This is a genomic window from Oceanobacillus sp. FSL W7-1309, from assembly GCF_038002145.1.
Lineage (GTDB): Bacteria > Bacillota > Bacilli > Bacillales > Amphibacillaceae > Oceanobacillus > Oceanobacillus profundus.
Genome location: NZ_JBBOBX010000002.1, coordinates 474,023 through 491,931, shown reverse-complemented (window position 1 = coordinate 491,931; position 17,909 = coordinate 474,023). Strand labels below are relative to the sequence as shown.

21 protein-coding genes are annotated in these 17,909 nt (G+C 36.7%); all 21 read right to left on the bottom strand.

The genetic code is table 11. The features are described 5' to 3' along the window. Positions 1-215: 215 nt before the first annotated feature. A complete protein-coding gene (locus NST46_RS15115; protein WP_095308689.1) occupies positions 216-1,007 on the bottom strand; it encodes a phosphatidate cytidylyltransferase in 792 nt (263 codons plus the stop codon). Between the two features lie 15 nt (positions 1,008-1,022). Continuing rightward, positions 1,023-1,781, bottom strand: a complete 759-nt coding sequence (locus tag NST46_RS15110; RefSeq protein WP_095308687.1) for an isoprenyl transferase — start codon at positions 1,779-1,781, stop codon at positions 1,023-1,025. Between the two features lie 245 nt (positions 1,782-2,026). Continuing rightward, complete coding sequence (gene frr, locus NST46_RS15105) at positions 2,027-2,584, bottom strand: ribosome recycling factor (RefSeq protein WP_095308685.1); 558 nt, start codon at positions 2,582-2,584, stop codon at positions 2,027-2,029. A 3-nt stretch (positions 2,585-2,587) separates the two neighbouring features. Then, on the bottom strand, positions 2,588-3,310 hold the full coding sequence (pyrH, locus tag NST46_RS15100) for a UMP kinase (protein WP_095308683.1): 723 nt from the start codon (positions 3,308-3,310) through the stop codon (positions 2,588-2,590). A 306-nt stretch (positions 3,311-3,616) separates the two neighbouring features. Beyond that, complete coding sequence (gene tsf, locus NST46_RS15095; protein ID WP_095308681.1) at positions 3,617-4,501, bottom strand: translation elongation factor Ts; 885 nt, start codon at positions 4,499-4,501, stop codon at positions 3,617-3,619. A gap of 97 nt (positions 4,502-4,598) precedes the next feature. After that, entirely contained in the window at positions 4,599-5,375 is a 777-nt protein-coding gene (gene rpsB, locus NST46_RS15090; protein WP_095308679.1) for a 30S ribosomal protein S2, read from the bottom strand. Between the two features lie 186 nt (positions 5,376-5,561). Then, the gene (locus NST46_RS15085) at positions 5,562-5,987 is read right to left on the bottom strand and encodes a DUF6115 domain-containing protein (RefSeq protein WP_341137431.1); all 426 of its coding nucleotides are present in this window, start codon (positions 5,985-5,987) and stop codon (positions 5,562-5,564) included. A 13-nt stretch (positions 5,988-6,000) separates the two neighbouring features. Next, a complete protein-coding gene (locus tag NST46_RS15080; RefSeq protein WP_341137430.1) occupies positions 6,001-6,240 on the bottom strand; it encodes a hypothetical protein in 240 nt (79 codons plus the stop codon). Positions 6,241-6,430: 190 nt separating this feature from the next. Then, complete coding sequence (locus tag NST46_RS15075) at positions 6,431-7,213, bottom strand: FliA/WhiG family RNA polymerase sigma factor (RefSeq protein WP_095308674.1); 783 nt, start codon at positions 7,211-7,213, stop codon at positions 6,431-6,433. 429 nt (positions 7,214-7,642) lie between these two features. Continuing rightward, entirely contained in the window at positions 7,643-8,140 is a 498-nt protein-coding gene (locus tag NST46_RS15070; RefSeq protein ID WP_095308672.1) for a chemotaxis protein CheD, read from the bottom strand. Further along, the gene (locus NST46_RS15065) at positions 8,133-8,768 is read right to left on the bottom strand and encodes a chemotaxis protein CheC (RefSeq protein WP_341137429.1); all 636 of its coding nucleotides are present in this window, start codon (positions 8,766-8,768) and stop codon (positions 8,133-8,135) included. Before NST46_RS15065 ends, NST46_RS15070 begins: the two co-directional genes overlap by 8 nt. A gap of 3 nt (positions 8,769-8,771) precedes the next feature. After that, a complete protein-coding gene (locus NST46_RS15060) occupies positions 8,772-9,242 on the bottom strand; it encodes a chemotaxis protein CheW (protein WP_379601044.1) in 471 nt (156 codons plus the stop codon). A gap of 22 nt (positions 9,243-9,264) precedes the next feature. Next, positions 9,265-10,308, bottom strand: coding sequence for a protein-glutamate methylesterase/protein-glutamine glutaminase (locus tag NST46_RS15055; RefSeq protein ID WP_095308668.1), 1,044 nt, complete (start codon positions 10,306-10,308; stop codon positions 9,265-9,267). Between the two features lie 5 nt (positions 10,309-10,313). Then, complete coding sequence (locus NST46_RS15050) at positions 10,314-11,174, bottom strand: MinD/ParA family protein (RefSeq protein WP_341137428.1); 861 nt, start codon at positions 11,172-11,174, stop codon at positions 10,314-10,316. Continuing rightward, positions 11,164-12,267: a flagellar biosynthesis protein FlhF gene (gene flhF, locus NST46_RS15045; protein WP_251658739.1), complete on the bottom strand. Its 1,104-nt coding sequence runs from the start codon at positions 12,265-12,267 to the stop codon at positions 11,164-11,166. The genes NST46_RS15050 and flhF overlap by 11 nt, the downstream gene beginning before the upstream one ends. Then, entirely contained in the window at positions 12,264-14,300 is a 2,037-nt protein-coding gene (gene flhA, locus NST46_RS15040) for a flagellar biosynthesis protein FlhA (protein ID WP_303448198.1), read from the bottom strand. Before flhA ends, flhF begins: the two co-directional genes overlap by 4 nt. A 98-nt stretch (positions 14,301-14,398) precedes the next feature. Beyond that, positions 14,399-15,478 carry a flagellar biosynthesis protein FlhB gene (gene flhB, locus NST46_RS15035; protein WP_341137427.1) on the bottom strand — a complete coding sequence of 360 codons (1,080 nt, stop codon included), beginning with the start codon at positions 15,476-15,478 and terminating at the stop codon, positions 14,399-14,401. A 1-nt stretch (position 15,479) separates the two neighbouring features. After that, entirely contained in the window at positions 15,480-16,259 is a 780-nt protein-coding gene (gene fliR, locus NST46_RS15030; protein ID WP_118888920.1) for a flagellar biosynthetic protein FliR, read from the bottom strand. Positions 16,260-16,262: 3 nt separating this feature from the next. Next, complete coding sequence (gene fliQ, locus NST46_RS15025; protein WP_095308656.1) at positions 16,263-16,532, bottom strand: flagellar biosynthesis protein FliQ; 270 nt, start codon at positions 16,530-16,532, stop codon at positions 16,263-16,265. 50 nt (positions 16,533-16,582) lie between these two features. Beyond that, positions 16,583-17,248: a flagellar type III secretion system pore protein FliP gene (gene fliP / locus NST46_RS15020; protein ID WP_095308654.1), complete on the bottom strand. Its 666-nt coding sequence runs from the start codon at positions 17,246-17,248 to the stop codon at positions 16,583-16,585. Beyond that, entirely contained in the window at positions 17,241-17,909 is a 669-nt protein-coding gene (locus NST46_RS15015; RefSeq protein ID WP_341137426.1) for a flagellar biosynthetic protein FliO, read from the bottom strand. The genes fliP and NST46_RS15015 overlap by 8 nt, the downstream gene beginning before the upstream one ends.

Genomic DNA, 17,909 nt, shown 5'->3' with positions numbered 1-17,909 from the left:
ATCGAGATCTGGCTTAGACATCCAATATCAGCATACAATAGTACGTTGAGATGTTAGACAACCTCGATTCTTTTCACCCTCTTTTCTTTGAACACATTTGAAATGAAACTAGTACTCCGATAAAATTATATTCTTACTTTTAGTTAAGTTTAACCTCTTTTTCATAAGTTGTACAAGTTTTTGTGTGAAACAAGCTTGTCACCTTATCAATTATTCTAAACAAAGTGAATAAAATGGAGCAATGGAATAACAAATAGCATGCTGTCAAATCGATCTAAAATACCACCGTGTCCAGGTAATATTTTACCGGAATCTTTAACTCCATAATTGCGTTTCAATGCAGATTCAACTAGATCACCAACTTGTCCAAATATGGAAGCAAGAATCGTGACACCAACTACTGTTAGCATTGAATGGCGGAATGGTTCCACGAGGTGAAAAATGATAGCGACAGTACAAGCGAGCACAATCCCACCTAATGCACCTTCAATTGTTTTATTCGGGCTAATCGTTGGCCATAATTTACGCTTTCCAAAAGCTCTGCCAAATAAATACGCACCTGTGTCAGTAGACCAAATTATGAAAAATGCGTAAAGAATATTACTTAATGCTTGATTTCCATCTCTCGTCTCCAGTAAATAATAGAAACCAAGACCTACATAAAAGCAGGCTAAAAGAATAAAACCTACTTGATCAAATGTAAATTGATTTTTAACTAGTACCGTATATGCTAGTAACAATAAAATGATTAATGCAATCATTTCAAATTTAGAAAACCAACTTATTGTAAGTAGGATAGATGAGCTAGGTATTAAGATTAGCCATAATAATAATACAGCTAATAGATAAGGTACAAAATAGCTCCCTATGTTGCGCATCCTAATCAATTCCACTAACCCTACAGATGCCAATACATATACAAATATTGTAAACGGAAGTCCGCCAAAAATGACGAAGGGTAAAAATATGGCTAGTGCAATTAACGCGGTTATTGTTCGTTGCTTCATAAACCTTTCATCACCTTAAATACCTCCATATCGTCTTTTTCGCTGCTGATATTCATACAATGCGTTTAAGAAGGTTGTTTCATTAAAATCTGGCCAAAGATCATCTGTAAACCAGAATTCTGTATATGCCAGCTGCCAAAGAAGGAAATTACTCAGTCTTTGTTCGCCGCCAGTACGAATAAGCAAGTCAGGATCAGAAATACCATTTGTATATAAATACGTTGAAAATAGGTTTTCATCCAGTGAATCAATCGATATTTTCGAGCAATCTAAATCACTCATTATACGTTTAACGGCATGCATAATTTCAAGCCTACTTCCATAATTCAAAGCAAAGTTTAAAAGCAGGCCGTCATTATTTTTTGTTTTTTCCTTTGCATATTGAACTGCATCCTTTGTATGCTTAGGAAGTGCATCAAAATCGCCAATTGTTTCAATACGAACATTATTTTCAATAAGCCCCGGTAAATAAATATGCAGAAACTCTTTCGGGAGTCTCAAAATAAAATCAATTTCCGATTTCGGCCTTTTCCAATTTTCTGTGGAAAACGTATATAATGTAAGGATTTTAATATTAGCTTTCACTGCAGCTTTCACAATTTTATTAACAGTACTAACGCCTTCTTTGTGCCCTGCTATACGTGGAAGCCCGCGTTTTTGTGCCCAGCGTCCATTTCCATCCATAATAATTGCAACATGATCCGGAGCGCTTTCTAGGTTTGCCATTTCTGTTTCTTTTGATTGTTTATTAAAAAAAGGAATTTTCATCGACATAGTCTGTCCCCCGAATGTTGTTCATCTATACAATCCTTTTAACATAATTATTACGAACGAAAAGGAATGATTACATAGTGCCAACAAGATGAATCTACATTATAACTTGATCATACTTTTTTATTATACCGATAATTTGGATAGAATACAAAAGCTCTCTTAAATAAGAGAGCTTTTACAACTTACTCTGAAATTTAATAATACATCCATGAAAAGAATGGATATAAACGTTTAACAGACAACCGTTAAACTTCCATAATTTCTTTTTCTTTGTTTTTTGCAAGCTGATCAATTTGTTTAATATGATCATCGGTTGATTTTTGAACATCATCCTGCAGACCGCGTAGATCGTCTTCTGTGATTTCACCATTTTTCTCAGTTTTTTTCAAGCTATCATTCGTATCACGTCTTATGTTACGAATCTGAACTCGTGATTCTTCCGCATATTTCCCAACAACTTTAACTAAGTCTTTTCTTCGCTCTTCTGTTAGTGGTGGAATGCTAATACGAATCATATTTCCATCATTTGATGGTGATAAACCAAGGTCGGCAATTTGAATTGCTCTTTCGATATCAGCAAGTGCTGTTTTGTCATAAGGAGTGATTGTTAAGAGTCTTGCTTCCGGAGCTCCGACATTCGCTAACTGGTTTAATGGAGTTGATGCACCATAATAGTCTACATAAACACTGTCTAACAGACTAGGGTTTGCTCTGCCAGCTCGAACAGATGCTAGATTTTTGGAAAACGCTTGGACAGCTTGTTCCATCTTTTCTTTCATTTGTTTTAGAATTGTTTGTGACATATTCTATTTCCCCCTTATTGTCGTGCCGATGGTTTCACCCTCGACAACTCGTTTAATATTTCCTTCTTCCGTTATAGAGAATACAATTAATGGGATATCATTATCCATACATAATGAGGATGCTGTGGAGTCCATTACCCCAAGACCTTCATTAAGCATTTCCAAATATGTTAGGCTTTCATACTTTTTGGCATCCTTATTTGTTTTAGGATCATCCGTGTACACACCGTCAACATTATTTTTAGCCATTAGAATTACTTCTGCTTCAATTTCAGCAGCTCTTAATGCTGCAGTTGTATCAGTTGAAAAATAAGGATTGCCTGTTCCTGCTGCGAAAATGACAACACGCTTTTTCTCTAAATGGCGAATTGCTTTTCTCCTTATGTATGGTTCCGCAACTTGGCGCATTTCAATGGAAGTTTGCACTCTTGTTTGAATTCCAATCGTTTCAAGGCCATCTTGCAATGCGAGTGAATTCATTATTGTTGCTAACATTCCCATATAGTCAGCTGAAGCACGATCCATTCCCATTTCGCTTCCTACTTTACCACGCCAAATGTTCCCTCCACCGACAACAATAGCAACCTCAACACCTAGTTCTGCTACTTCTTTAACTTGTTCTGCGATGGACGCGATTGTTTTTGGATCAATTCCATAACCCTGCTCACCACTTAAGGCTTCACCACTTAATTTTAACACAATTCTACGGTACCGTGCTGTTGTCATAATAACCTCCATAGAAAATTAATAATTATTTTGCTAATTATGTCTAAAAATGTTTGTAAAACGGTTATAAAATAGGGAACACATACATGTTCCCAATTTTAACCTTGTATACATAATCATTTAAGAGGATGTCAAAAAGTCCGGTAATAAAGACACGTCGAGAGCAGTAGATCTTTGACTAAGTACCGACACATCCTGTATCGAACGTCGAAGTCAACACATCCTGTGTAACCCGGTACTCAAAACTACGCCGCCTTGAACTTCTCGGTCCTTTTTAGCCTCCTTTTTGAACACGCACCCTAAGTCTTATTTTTTAATTTGGCTCATTACTTCATCTGCAAAGTTTTCTTCGCGTTTTTCCATTCCTTCTCCTACTTCATAGCGAACGAATGATTTAACAGTTGCACCTTTATCCGCAACATATTTTTTCACTTTTTGGTCTGGATCTTTAACAAAGCTTTGTTCTAAAAGGACGATCTCTTCAAAGAATTTCCCTAAACGACCTTCAACCATCTTTTCAACGATATTTTCAGGTTTTCCTTCATTTAGTGCTTGTGTTTTTAATACTTCACGCTCACGATTTACTTCTTCTTCAGAAACTGCATCACGTGAAACATAACGAGGGTTTACAGCTGCAACATGCATGGAAACATCTTTTCCAACTTGCTCATCTGTTGTTCCTTCAATTAAAGATAAAACACCAATACGGCCACCCATATGAAGGTACGCACCAAATGCATCGCTATCTGTTTTTTCTACAACTGCAAAACGACGTAAGGAGATTTTTTCACCAATTGTTGAAACGGCTCTGTTAATAATCGTTTCTAATGACTCACCTTCACCGTTTAGCTCTTGTCCAAGTGCTTCTTCAACAGTTGCAGGTTTTTGCTTCACAATATGTTGTGCTAATTGAGTAAGTAGCGTTTTAAATTGATCATTTTTTGTAACAAAATCTGTTTCACAGTTCACTTCAAGAATTGCAGCTGTATTGTTATCAATTTCAATATGTGTAAGTCCCTCAGCAGCAATACGATCTGCTTTTTTAGCAGCTTTTGCAATACCTTTTTCACGTAGGTAGTCAATTGCTTTATCCATGTTACCGTCAGTTTCTTGTAGTGCCTTTTTACAATCCATCATTCCAGCACCAGTTTTTTCACGTAATTCTTTAACCATTTGAGCAGTAATAGCCATTGCATTGTCCTCCTTTGAATATTAACCCTGTTGATTTCTGTCTTTAAAAAAGGTGATAAAAGGTTTCCATCCTCTTATCACCCCACCTTTTCTAAGATTACTCTTGAGTTGAATCTGCAGCAGCTTGAGCAGCTTCTTCTACAACTTCTTCTGTAGCATCTTCTGCTTTTTCTTCTACAACTTCAGTTTCTTCACCCTGTTTTACTTCTAAAATAGCATCTGCCATTTTTGAAGTCAAAAGTTTAACCGCACGAATTGCGTCATCGTTTGCAGGGATAACATAATCAATTTCATCTGGATCACAGTTAGTATCTACAATTCCGATGATAGGAATGTTCAATTTATGCGCTTCAGCGATAGCAATACGCTCTTTACGTGGATCGATAACGAACAATGCATCTGGAAGCTTTGTCATTTCTTTAATTCCACCTAAGAATTTCACTAAGCGATCTTTTTCTTTTAGTAAATTAACAACTTCTTTTTTCGGTAGAACTTCGAAAGTTCCGTCTTCTTCCATACGCTCAATTGATTTCAAACGATTGATACGTTTACGGATTGTTTGGAAGTTAGTAAGTGTACCACCTAACCAACGTTGGTTAACATAGTACATACCAGAACGAATTGCTTCGTCTCTTACAGAATCTTGTGCTTGTTTTTTTGTTCCAACAAAAAGAATAGTTCCGCCATTTGCAGCGATATCCTTTACATAGTTGTATGCTTCATCAACCTTTTTAACTGTTTTCTGTAAGTCGATGATATAGATACCGTTACGCTCCGTGAAAATGTATTTTTTCATTTTCGGATTCCAACGGCGTGTTTGGTGTCCAAAGTGTACACCTGCTTCTAACAATTGCTTCATAGAAATTGCTGACATTTTAATTCCTCCTAATGGTTTTTTTCCTCCGTTCAGGTCATTTTTGTATGTAGACTATTTATAAAATAGCACCAAACATACAAATTACTGAACGTGTGTTTTATAAAACTTGTTCATTCTATGAAAATAAACATAGTATTTACACCAAAAGTTACTATACCATAATGATTTGTTGATATCAAGCTTTTACTGCATCTTTTCATGTAATTTTATAATTATTTCTGCCTCTGTCTTACCACAATTTAATTCTTTAGCTATTTCATCAACTGGAACACCCCGATTATGCAGTTGCAAAACCCTGGATTCCAGAGATGCAACCACGGTATCTCCAACATCGTCTGGGATAGGAATATCGTGAGATTTTTCGTATTCCTCAGTTTCTGGTTCTTCCTGCTTTGTATGCGTTTGATCAGTCTTTTTATTGCGATCCTCTAATAGTTGCTGTAATCGGTTGTTTTCTGCTTTAACCTCTTGTAAGTACGTATCAAATAACGCTATTACCTCATTCAGATCTTGTGTCTTTACGTTTTGTAACTGTTTGAAAAACATATAGATTGCAATAAACGTAATAAAATGCAATAAAAAACTGATAATGATTAAGAATGAAACCATATTCTTTCTCCTTCTATCCGTTAAAATCGATCTGACTTCCTAAATAAGGATGGTTCATTTTGTACTCTTCTTCACTTTGCTCCAGTTGAGTCTTTTTGTTAACGAGGTTTTTCGAATGCTGTTCTTTATTCTTTACTTTCTCGGTTTTTTCAAATTCATTAACCCGCTTCCGGGTTCGTTCTTCTTGTTTCCTTTGAGTCTGTGCCAATGATTCCTGGAAATGCTGTCCCTGCTTTACCATATTATCCTGCATCTTCCCAGCATCCTGCGTTCTAGGAAGTGCAACCTGCATTTCAATGGATTTCCAACTCAGAAGCTATCATTCCTTTTTGTTTAGTCGTAACGCTAAGGTTGAATCTTAATTTTTGTCGTAAAGAAGCTGTGTGCATCTGTACTTCCATCAATATGTTGTTTGCACTGGAGATTCTTGATATGTTTTCAATTCAATTAGCAAATACTTGCATTTTATTTAACGTTTTTCGCAGCTTAAAAATAGACCGTTTGTGGATTTGCGATATTCTGGAGGTTGTTAGCCCAAGAACCTGTCCTATTTCTGTAAAGGTTAATTCTTCATTATAAAACAGACTGACAACAAGCTGTTCATTTTTGTTTAACATTTTTATCCCTTGAACGAGTTCGTTATTTAATTCATTTTTCGTTAGATGACTCTCGGGTAATATCGTGGAATTATCGGGAATCGAATAACCAATTCCTTCTTTCAATTCACTCGAATTACCTTTTGGCTTTTCTTCAATTGAAAGAATGTTACCAAAGAGTGAGTCTTTAATAGCGGTTTCCACTTCTTCTATCGACATCCCCAACATTTCGGCTATTTCACCTGCAGTCGCTTCTCTATGATGTTTTTGTTCATATTGCTCTGCTGCTTGTTCAACTTTTTTTGCTTTTTCTCGTATTGATCTAGGAAGCCAGTCTTCTTTTCTTAATCCATCAATAATCGAACCTCTAATTCGAAAGGAGGCATACGTATCGAATTTCAAATCACGAGTTGGGTCAAATTTTTTCAACGCGTCATAAAGCCCAAGAAGTCCCAAGCTTTTGACATCTTCTTTACTTACGCTTTTTGGGAGTTGGCTTGAAATACGTTCCGCATGGAAATTGACGAGATACATGTAATTGACAATTAATTCATTCGCTGCTTCACTGCTTTTATTCGTTATCCAGTCATTCCAAAGCTTATCTTCAAGAAGGGAATTTCCTGATTTCATTTTTTCTACGCTCCTCCTTTTCCGTTAATAAATAAGTATTCACTCAATCATTCGTGCAATAAATAGCTTATCAGATCCTTATAAAACGAACGTTCTTTTCTAAATATCAGACTGGATATGTTTCCATTACAATAGTTATTGTTTACAGCATAAAATATATAAACTTCGAATTAACACATAATGTTTGTGCGTATATCCGCTCCGAAAATATACTTCGCACGCCTTAGGGGGGGGCTGGTGAGCCTCCGCCCGGAGCGATCCCGGACGGCGATCATTGCTCAGATTAAGCAAATAATCATTAGTCCGTAGTTTCTACCAACCGCGACTTTAAAAAGTTAACCTAAACCAAAAACAAGTGAAACGGATATAGTTAACTTGCTTAATTTGATCAAAAACAAACGTCTATTTCTCATTATGAAAGTTGAGAATTTAAATATAAAATTCCTTTTTATTCACTTGTCGTATCTTTAATTGACTTGTTTCTGGATCGAACTCAATTGTTCTTCCAGCATTTCCGCCTACGTCGGATGCAACAACAGGAATCTTAAGTTCTGCCAGTTGTTTTTCGACCGCTTCAACATTTCTTGGTCCAATTCGCATAATATCTGAACCTGAACTTAATTGAAACATCTGAGCACCACCTGCCAGTTTCGCTTTTAGTGCATATTTTCTTGCACCTCTTTCAAGCAGCAAGTTAATGAGATAAGGAATTGCTGTATCTGCATATTTGTACACATTCAATTTAGCTTGCTTTGCCAAGGCTGAATCCGGAAGCAAGATATGAGAAAGCCCCGCAATTTTTTTCGAAGAATCGTAGACGATCACACCAACACATGAACCTAAACCTGAGGTTCGAATTAAATCAGGAACTTGCACAACTTTTAAGTCAGCAATTCCAACTTTGACTACTAAACCTGTTTCATTCATAATCATTTATTCCTAACGCATCAAATATTTTAGCGAAAGATTCAGGGTCTGGTAATAAAAAGAAATTCCCCTGAATACCTTGATTTGTTCCATCATGACTAATTTCTGTATTAATAACAATGGCATAATCAGAAACTTGCGAGAGCTCCAGCAAACCAACCGTTAACACCGCTCCTGCCATATCGATTCCAAGATATGGGACAGAAGGCTGCATATTAATATTTGTAAAATCTGATAGAGCTGTTAGATATGATCCTGTTACAATATTGCCGATTTCTTGTAATGCTGAAAGCGCTATTTCATTTTCTTGCTCTGATTGGAGCAAGTTAAACCCCGGATCATTTGTCAATTCTCTTACAAAATACTCAGCTTCTTCAATTGTAAATATTAAATAAACTGTACCTGGAGCCTCTCCTTGAATGCGAAATAATAAGCAAACAATTGTGTTCTCAGAGCCACCAGTTAATTCCATGATTTCATCAAATCCAGCAATACGAACAGAGGGTACCTTCATCTCAATTTTTTTGTTTAATAGGATAGAGAGCGAACTAGCTGCATTTCCCGCACCAATATTTCCTATTTCTCTAAGCACATCTTTCTGCATCGTTGTTAACTGTACAAATTCCATTGCTTAGCCTTCCACTGCATTAAGCACATCAATATCCTGGAAGGATAGTACTTTTTGCAGATCAAGTAGAATAAGTAAACGGTTATCTACTTTGGCAACACCTTCAATATAATCAGCATTAACGGTACCAATAACCTCTGGTGCAGGCTCAATTAGTTCTTCAGGAATATCAATAACATCATTTGCTACGTCAACAATCAGACCTACTTCCATCTCGTTTATTTGAGCAATAATAATCCGTTTATTTGCATCAAAATCAGTTTCTTCCATACCAAATCGTAATCGTAAGTCAATAATCGGAATTACGACTCCGCGAAGATTTATTACTCCCTTCACATATGGTAAAGTTTGGGGTACCCTAGTTATTGGTTGTTGCCTCTCGATAGACCCAATTTGATTAACAGGAACCGCATATTCTTCATCCTGCAATTGAAATACAATCATTTTTCGATCTTGTGTCGATGCCTTTTCCAATTTTATTCCTCCTAGTAAATCTCTATTTTGTTAAGTTAGCAAGTATTGAGCCAAATTGATTTAATGAAAGTTCTTGGTTAACATATCCTGTCTGAACAGCTGCTTTCGGCATACCATATACAATCGATGTTTCTTCCGATTCAGCTAGGACAATCGTATTGGGATCCTGCTTTTTCATTTCGATAATACCGGCCGATCCATCATTTCCCATTCCAGTCAATACAATTGCGATTTTGTTTATTCGTTTCAGACCAGCTATCGAGCAAAATAATGTATCTACTGATGGACGGTGCCCTTTGACAGGAGCATCCTTTGATAAACTGATTGCAAGTGAAGTGCCAATTTTATTAATTGTCATATGAAAATCACCAGGAGCAATGTAAGCAGTACTGTTTTCAATAATTTCACCGTGCACCGCTTCTTTCACACGAATTGGACTAAGTGTATTAAGACGTTCAGCTAACGATTTTGTAAAGCGGGCAGGCATGTGCTGGACAATTAAGATTGGTACAGTAAATGAATCTGAAATACTTGTAAGCACTTGTTGAAGTGCCCTAGGCCCTCCTGTCGATGTACCAATCGTTATGATTGATTTATCATAGTATTTTTGGATCGGAGCTTCCATCTGACAATCAGTCGCTTTGTGCAATTGCTTCTTATTCAAATTAACTTGTGAAGCCGTAACAACTTTCGAAATAATTTCCTGTTGGATATTTCGTATATCTAATGAGATAGCTCCAGATGGTTTTGTAATAAAATCAACGGCGCCATTCGATATAGCCTGAATCGCTTTTGTTGTACCCTCTTTCGTTTCACTTGAAAGCATCACAACCGGAGTTGGATTTTCCCTCATAATAATCGAAAGTGCTTCGATCCCATCCATTACTGGCATATGCACATCCAACGTTACGACGTCTGGTTGTAGTTCTATAATCTTCTTTATTCCATCTTCTCCATTACGACCAGTTGCGATCACATTCACTCTAGGATCGCTTGCAAGAATATCGGAAATCACTTTTCTCATAAAAGCAGAATCATCGATAACAATAACGCGAATTTGCTTCATAATAACTACCTCTCCATCAAATGTTTTAATCGTTGAACGAAGGAAGAAGGTGTTCGGTTCACTTGTTTTGTATGTGTTACATAATTGTATGTAATATCTTTTAATGCTTTAGCTGCTTTGGATTTTTCATTATATAACGTGTAAGGAATCTGTCTTACAATTGCCTGTGTAACAACCCTATCATCAGGAATAATCCCAATCGATTGAATTTCTACTTTTAAAAACTTGGTCACAACAGCTTTAAATCGTTCTAATGCTTTCAAACCATCTTGATAATTGGATGCACGATTTAATATGACATGTAAAGGCATATCCTGTTTGCGATTGACGACATGCTTTATCATCCCGTATGCATCTGTAACGGATGTTGGTTCCGGTGTTGTAATCACAATACATTCATCTGAGGCAAGAATAAAAAATAAGCTGTCCTCCGTAACACCTGCACCCATGTCAAATAAAATATAATCATAAATTAAGGACAATTCCTTGTATTGTTCGTAAAAATAATCATGGTCTGATTCGTCCATCTGGAAGAAATTTGACAATCCAGAACCTCCTGCAATATACGCTAGCCCTTTTGGTCCTTGTTCAATTACATCAAGTATAGATAAACGTTCTTTAAACAAATTAACAATCGTTTTCTCTGCTCGGCTACCTAGCAAAATATCGATATTTCCCATTCCAACATCCAAGTCGAAGAGTAATACCTTTTTGCCGTTGTTTATGAGTTGCAAAGAGAAATTTAACGCAAAATTGGACTTACCTACGCCACCTTTTCCACTTATAACTGCGACCGTTTTTGCGTTATTTGGATGGTTGCGACTATCAAGCTTTCTCCTCAGCCCCTCTGCTTGATCATGCTTCATCATAATCACCTACCAGAAGATTACGTATTACTCGTTTATCTGCTTCGAGCAAATCATCAGGAACATCTTGACCATTTGTCAAATAAGCAATTCCAACTTGCTTTTCTAGAGCAATATTTAGTAAACTGCCATATTGTCTTGTTTCATCCAGTTTTGTGAAAATGACACCCGCTATCGAAAGGTGCTCGAATTGCTCGTAGATTTCTACAATATCCTTAGGCTTTGTTGTTAAAGATAACACAAGATAGGTTTCCATCATGGACATATCAATCGTTTTTTTCAATTCATTAATATATTTCGGATCACGAAAGTTCCTACCAGCTGTATCAACAAAAATTGCATCATAACTCGAAAATTTAGTAATCGCCTGATGGTAATCATCAATACTGTAGGCAACCTCAAGTGGCACATTTAAAATTCGCGCATAGGTCTTTAATTGCTCCACTGCAGCAATTCGATACGTATCAGCTGTTACGAAAGCAACTTTTTTATCACTTTCAAGCATCATCTTAGCCGCAACCTTTGCAATCGTAGTCGTCTTCCCTACTCCTGTTGGACCTACAAATTGAATAATCTTCTTGTTTAATGGAATGGGTGCTAAAACGTTGCTTAGTCTCTCTTCTATTATTAAACCGATATTATTCATGATAACATCTATTTCTGTGTCACCTTGCTTCTCTAACACCAATTCCACAATTTCCTTGGCCAGCTTAGGGTGAACCTCTTGATCAATCAAATGTTCATAAGCTACTTGATAAGAAGGGGAGAAACTTAACCCTCCCTGTCGAGACTGAACTTCAATCATTTTTTTCAGGTTTTTAATTTCCAGTAGTACATGCTCATTTTCTAACTTTGGTTTATTTGTTTTATTCATTCGAGGTTGTTCTGCCACTTGCTCAGGATTTTTCTTAGGTGTTAGTGGACTAGGATCAAGAGCCGCCACAACTTCAATCTGTTTCTTCTTAAAAAAACCAAACATCCCACGTTGTTGAATTTCTTTTGAATTAAGAATTACTGCATCAGGACCAAGTTCTTTTCGAACCTGATTCATTGCCTCAGGCATAGTGTCTGCTATATATTTTTTTACCTTCATGCTACATTCACCACCCCAACACTTTGTACCTGTACATCTGGTTCAAGTTCGTTATAAGAAAGCACAATTACTTGCGGTAAGAATCGATCAAGCAATTGCTTTAAATACATTCGAATGGCAGGTGAGCAAAGTACAATGGTAGACTCTTCTTGAAGTGCAAGTTTCTCTGCCTCTGTATGAATCGTCTTAATAATTTCTTGCTGGGAGTCTGGATCAAGCGCTAAATAATTGCCATGTTCCGTTTGCTGTATATGATCAGCTATCAGCTTTTCAACTTTACCTGAAACTGTAATCACCTTCATCTGCATATCCTCACCTGCATACTGATTCGTAATCTGTGAAGAAAGTGCTTGTCTCACGTATTCCCCAAGAAGCTCTGTGTCATTCGTCATTTTCGAAAAATCAGCTAATGTTTCAAAGATAATTGGCAAATTACGAATGGAAATATTTTCTCTCAGCAATTTAGCAAGAACTTTTTGCACATCGCCTATTGCAAGTGGTTCAGGGGTTACCTCGTCAACCAAAATTGGATAGCTTTCCTTCAAATGATCGATTAATTGTTTCGTTTCCTGTCTGCCTAACAATGTATGTGCCTGTCGCTTAATTACTTCTGTAATGTGTGTCGATACAACAGATGGTGGATCTACCACCGTATAACCGGATAGTTCTGCTTCATCCTTGTTTTCTTCACTAATCCATTTTGCAGGCAAACCAAATGCCGGTTCCTTCGTATCTATTCCATCAAGAGTATCATCGCTGAAATCTGGAGCCATCGCTAAATAGTGATCTAGTAAAAGTTCACCCGATGCGACTTCATTTCCTTTAATTTTTAATCGATATTCATTTGGGTTTAGTTGAATATTATCTCGAATCCGGACAACTGGAATAACAATACCAAGTTCAATTGCAAGCTGTCTTCGAATCATAATAACTCGGTCCAGTAAATCGCCGCCTTGATTCGTATCTGCCAGAGGAATTAGTCCATAACCGAATTCAAATTCAATTGGGTCCATACTTAGAAGGCTGACAACATTTTCAGAAGACTTCATCGCAGAGCTCTCTGTTTGATCCTCTTCTTCTTCTGTTTGTATTTCCGGCGGCATCTTGGATTGCTTTTCCAGAAAGTAACCGCTCAATGCTAATATAGACGCTAACATTGTCGTTAAAAAGAAATTAATCGGAGTTAGGCCAAGAAGAAAAATCGTACCCGCCGCAATATATAATAATTTTGGGTATTGCAGTAATTGGCCTGTTACTTCTGAGCCAAGATTTCCATTACCAGCTGATCGCGTCACAACAATTCCTGTAGCGGTTGACATAAGTAATGCTGGAATCTGACTGACTAAACCGTCTCCCACAGTTAAACGAATAAAAGTATTAACAGCTTCTCCAAAAGGCATTCCCATTTGTACAATCCCAATTATTAAACCGAATACAACATTAATTAGAACAATAATGATTCCTGCAATTGCATCACCCTTAACAAATTTACTCGCACCATCCATCGAACCATGGAAATCGGCTTCCCTTTCCACTTTTTCACGTCGCTCTCTAGCTTGACTTTCGGAAATCAAACCAGCATTTAGGTCTGCATCAATACTCATTTGTTTACCTGGCATCGCATCAAGTGAAAATCGCGCAGCTACTTCAGAGACACGTTCCGAACCTTTTGTAATAACAAGAAAGTTTATAATAACCAATATGATAAATACAACAAAACCAACAAGTGGATTATCTCCAATTACAAATGATCCAAAGGTATCAACTACTCCACCAGCATCTGCTTCCGCTAGAATTGACCTTGTGGTCGAAACATTTAACGCAAGCCTGAATAAAGTTACGAGTAAGATAATTGTTGGAAATACCGAAAACTGTAATGGCTCCTGTGTATTCATCGATACTAAGATAACCATTAGCGCTATAATAATATTTACTAAAATCAGCACACTTAACAGCCAACCCGGTAGCGGGATGACCAGCATGATGATTACTAATATAACTGCTAAAAGTACTGATAAATCCCGCGCTTTCATTTATGTCTCTCCTTACTTGCTGTTTGGTGTGCCCGAAATTTTAAAGCTGTGTATAGCTTAGTTCCCAAGACAGCCACGCCCAGTCGTTTATATACTTTTTAAATCTTTTTCTCTAATCGATATACATATGCTAGTACTTCTGCAACAGCCTTAAAGAATTCTTCCGGTATGATATCCCCTATCTCTGCCGCACGATACAGCCCTCTTGCTAATGGCCTGTTTTCAACGGTAATTACGTCATTTGCTTTAGCTATTTCTTTTATTTTTAATGCTATTTGATCTGTACCTTTTGCAAGTATATAAGGAGCATTAGCCTTTTCTTCGTCATATTTAATTGCTACTGCATAATGCGTAGGGTTTGTAATAATAACATCCGCATTTGGTACCTCACTCATCATTCTTCTCGTTGCAATCTGCCTTTGTTTTTCCTTGATTTTCGATTTAATTAAAGGATCCCCTTCAACATTCTTATATTCGTCCTTAATATCCTGCTTGGACATCCGCATATTTTTTTCGAAATCAAACCGTTGATAAGCATAGTCAAACACCGCTAATAATAATAAAGCTATAATTGCTGCAAACGCCATAACACTCGTAACTCTTCCAAAGAAAGCTAATGCATTTTCAGCGTTCGTAAATGCCGTCATCAGCATTTCATCTTTATAAAGCCAAATCACAGAGAATGTTATCCCGCCAATACAGGTGATTTTTAATAAGGATTTTAATAGCTCAACAAGTGCTCGGATTGAAAAAATCCGTTTTGCTCCTTGAATCGGATCAATTTTCTTTAGATCAAACTTTAATGGCTCTGTTGTGAACAAAAAACCTACTTGCATTAAGTTAGAGGCGAAACCTGCGACAATTGCGATTAACATTATAGGTGCAAGCATCTTTGCTGCTTCGACCGTTGCGCTGTTCAGTATTTGCTGAACAGTATTCTCCGTTAATTCCCAGTCGATAAATTCAATAAAAGTACGCTCATATATTCCTGTCATATGCTCCAAAATAAATCCGCCAAACAAAAACAATGTAGAAAAACAAAATAATAATAAAATTGCTGTATTTATGTCCTGGCTTTTTGCTACTTTTCCTTTTTTTCGTTCATCGAGACGCTTTTTTGGAGTAGCTTTTTCTGTTTTTTCACCTGCAAAAAATTGTAAATCAAGTTTCACGTGCAAATTAAGCACCTCCGAAAAGCTGCATTAGTCCACGCATCGTTTCAAACATTGCTGTAAAAAGGTTTCTTGCCAGCGTCACATACAAAGCTAGAAACACTAGGATCGCAAGAAAACTAACTAATATTTTAAGCGGCAGCCCTACAACAAACACATTCATTTGCGGTACAGTACGCGCAATAATTCCAAGTGCCACATCTACCAAAAACAAACAGCCAACGATTGGAATTGCAATTTGGAAAGCGATAATAAACATACTATTAAAAGCTGTAATGACAAATTCTGCAATTGAATTATTCTGAAATGGAATAAATGTTTCCAGCGGAATAAAACGATAACTATTAAATATTCCATCAATAATCAAATGATGCCCATCAACCGCTAATAAAAATAATAGTGCAATCATATATAAATATTGTCCTGTCAATGGACTTTGTGCTCCTGTTTGTGGGTCCACCACATTCGCAATCGCAAATCCCATTTGAAAGTCAATAAAACCACCAGCTACCTGTATTGCAGATACGATAATAAATGAAATGAGGCCAATTAGTACTCCAACTAACACTTCTTTAACTATTAGAAAAATATACATTTCGTCGACGACCAGTTGGGAAGCATCGACTGTATAAAACATAATCATTGCTAGAAAGAAGCTAAAACCTATTTTAAATGGTAATGGCACTGTTCGATAAGAAAATAACGGCATCGTAACAAAAAATGCCAATACCCGTACGAATATAAGCAGAAAAACTGGTAGACTCGTAATAGAAATTAAATCAAGCATGATTTACCCTACAAACTGATTAATATTTTGAAAAATAGAGGATGCAAATTCAACCATTGTCGTAAGCATCCACGGTCCAAAGAAGATCAGCCCTATAAAAACAGCGACAATCTTTGGGATAAAGGCTAATGTTTGTTCTTGTATTTGCGTCGTTGCCTGAAAAATACTTACCAACAAACCGACCGCAAGAGCTAATATAAGCAATGGGCCTGTAACAAGTAATATTGTATAAACTCCTTGCTCAGCCAAGGTCAATACGAATTCACTGCTCATAAGTAGAAGCTCCTTTCTTTACTATACTCACATTTAAAGTGCGTGAACCTCTAAAAACCATTAAGTAAGGATTGCGTTATTAAATACCATCCATCCACCAACACGAAGAGTAAAATTTTAAACGGCAACGAGATCATAACTGGTGGAAGCATCATCATTCCCATTGACATCAGAACACTTGCCACAGCCATATCAATAATCAAAAATGGGATAAAAATCATAAAGCCCATTTGGAATGCCGTTTTTAATTCACTTATTGCGAAAGCAGGAACTAATGTAGTTAGGGGAATATCTTGTACCGTTTCAGGTGGCTCTGTTTGCGTATAATCAAGAAATAGAGCTAAATCCTTTTGCCTCGTATGCCTTGCCATAAAATCCTTTAAAGGTGCACTGGCATTTTCATATGCCTCATCCAAAGTAATTTCTTCATCAAAAAGTGGCTGTAGCGCTTCTTGATAGACCTCACTGAATGTAGGAGCCATAATAAAAAAAGTAAGAAATAGGGCTAAACCAATGAGTACTTGGTTTGGCGGCATCTGTTGTGTTGCTAAAGAAGTCCGAACAAATGAAAGCACAATAATTATTCGCGTGAAGCTTGTCATTAAAATCAATATTCCTGGCGCTAGCGAAAAGATGGTTAGTAAAAGTATTAACCGAACAGACGTGGATACATTAGCTGGATCCGAACTAGAAAATATATCGATAAATTCATTCATGTGTATCTTCCTTGTGCTTATTAATCATATTTTTTCGGCTTTGCTTCAAATTGTTAAGTTCATTCGAGAAAAGCTTCTTAAATTCACTGCTAGACGATTGATTTGTCTGATCTTTTTTGGAAGAAACAAAAGGTGACAACAACGAACTGATTGGAAAACTTTCTTGAGTATCTTGATTATTACGTACAATATCTTGCTTTACTTCGTCGTCAGTAATCTCTTGAAGCAATTCAACATTTTCTCCTACACCAACTAAATAAAGTCTTTTTCCAATTCGAATGATTTGAATAGAACGATTTTGTCCTACAGATATCCCACCTAAATTTTCTAGTGCCTTCACCTGGTTGAAAAGTTTGTTTCGTTTATTTAAAAACTTAAGCAGCACATAAATTAATCCAAGAACTAGTAATAATGCAAAAAACATTCTAACTAATTCAAACGCCATGGAACTGGACTTATTATTATCCGTTAGTAAATCACTATCATTTTCGTTTTCTTCCAATTCGTTTTTTGGAATTTCATCATCTTCACAATCAGCTTCCTCCCCCAGACATTCCAACACACTGTTTGGTGCTGCATCCGTCTGGAAGGAGAAAAATGATAGAATAAGAATGGTACTCAAACAGAAACTGTAAAGAACTTTTTTCTTCAACCTGCTCAC

Bases quoted from the DNA above. Each gene is read 5' to 3' on its own strand.
- NST46_RS15115 (WP_095308689.1), bottom strand. From the start codon at position 1,007: ATGAAGCAACGAACAATAACCGCGTTAATTGCACTAGCCATATTTTTA.
- NST46_RS15110 (WP_095308687.1), bottom strand. From the start codon at position 1,781: ATGTCGATGAAAATTCCTTTTTTTAATAAACAATCAAAAGAAACAGAA.
- frr (WP_095308685.1), bottom strand. From the start codon at position 2,584: ATGTCACAAACAATTCTAAAACAAATGAAAGAAAAGATGGAACAAGCT.
- pyrH (WP_095308683.1), bottom strand. From the start codon at position 3,310: ATGACAACAGCACGGTACCGTAGAATTGTGTTAAAATTAAGTGGTGAA.
- tsf (WP_095308681.1), bottom strand. From the start codon at position 4,501: ATGGCTATTACTGCTCAAATGGTTAAAGAATTACGTGAAAAAACTGGT.
- rpsB (WP_095308679.1), bottom strand. From the start codon at position 5,375: ATGTCAGCAATTTCTATGAAGCAATTGTTAGAAGCAGGTGTACACTTT.
- NST46_RS15085 (WP_341137431.1), bottom strand. From the start codon at position 5,987: ATGGTTTCATTCTTAATCATTATCAGTTTTTTATTGCATTTTATTACG.
- NST46_RS15080 (WP_341137430.1), bottom strand. From the start codon at position 6,240: ATGCAGGATAATATGGTAAAGCAGGGACAGCATTTCCAGGAATCATTG.
- NST46_RS15075 (WP_095308674.1), bottom strand. From the start codon at position 7,213: ATGAAATCAGGAAATTCCCTTCTTGAAGATAAGCTTTGGAATGACTGG.
- NST46_RS15070 (WP_095308672.1), bottom strand. From the start codon at position 8,140: ATGAATGAAACAGGTTTAGTAGTCAAAGTTGGAATTGCTGACTTAAAA.
- NST46_RS15065 (WP_341137429.1), bottom strand. From the start codon at position 8,768: ATGGAATTTGTACAGTTAACAACGATGCAGAAAGATGTGCTTAGAGAA.
- NST46_RS15055 (WP_095308668.1), bottom strand. From the start codon at position 10,308: ATGAAGCAAATTCGCGTTATTGTTATCGATGATTCTGCTTTTATGAGA.
- NST46_RS15050 (WP_341137428.1), bottom strand. From the start codon at position 11,174: ATGAAGCATGATCAAGCAGAGGGGCTGAGGAGAAAGCTTGATAGTCGC.
- flhF (WP_251658739.1), bottom strand. From the start codon at position 12,267: ATGAAGGTAAAAAAATATATAGCAGACACTATGCCTGAGGCAATGAAT.
- flhA (WP_303448198.1), bottom strand. From the start codon at position 14,300: ATGAAAGCGCGGGATTTATCAGTACTTTTAGCAGTTATATTAGTAATC.
- fliR (WP_118888920.1), bottom strand. From the start codon at position 16,259: ATGCTTGATTTAATTTCTATTACGAGTCTACCAGTTTTTCTGCTTATA.
- fliQ (WP_095308656.1), bottom strand. From the start codon at position 16,532: ATGAGCAGTGAATTCGTATTGACCTTGGCTGAGCAAGGAGTTTATACA.
- fliP (WP_095308654.1), bottom strand. From the start codon at position 17,248: ATGAATGAATTTATCGATATATTTTCTAGTTCGGATCCAGCTAATGTA.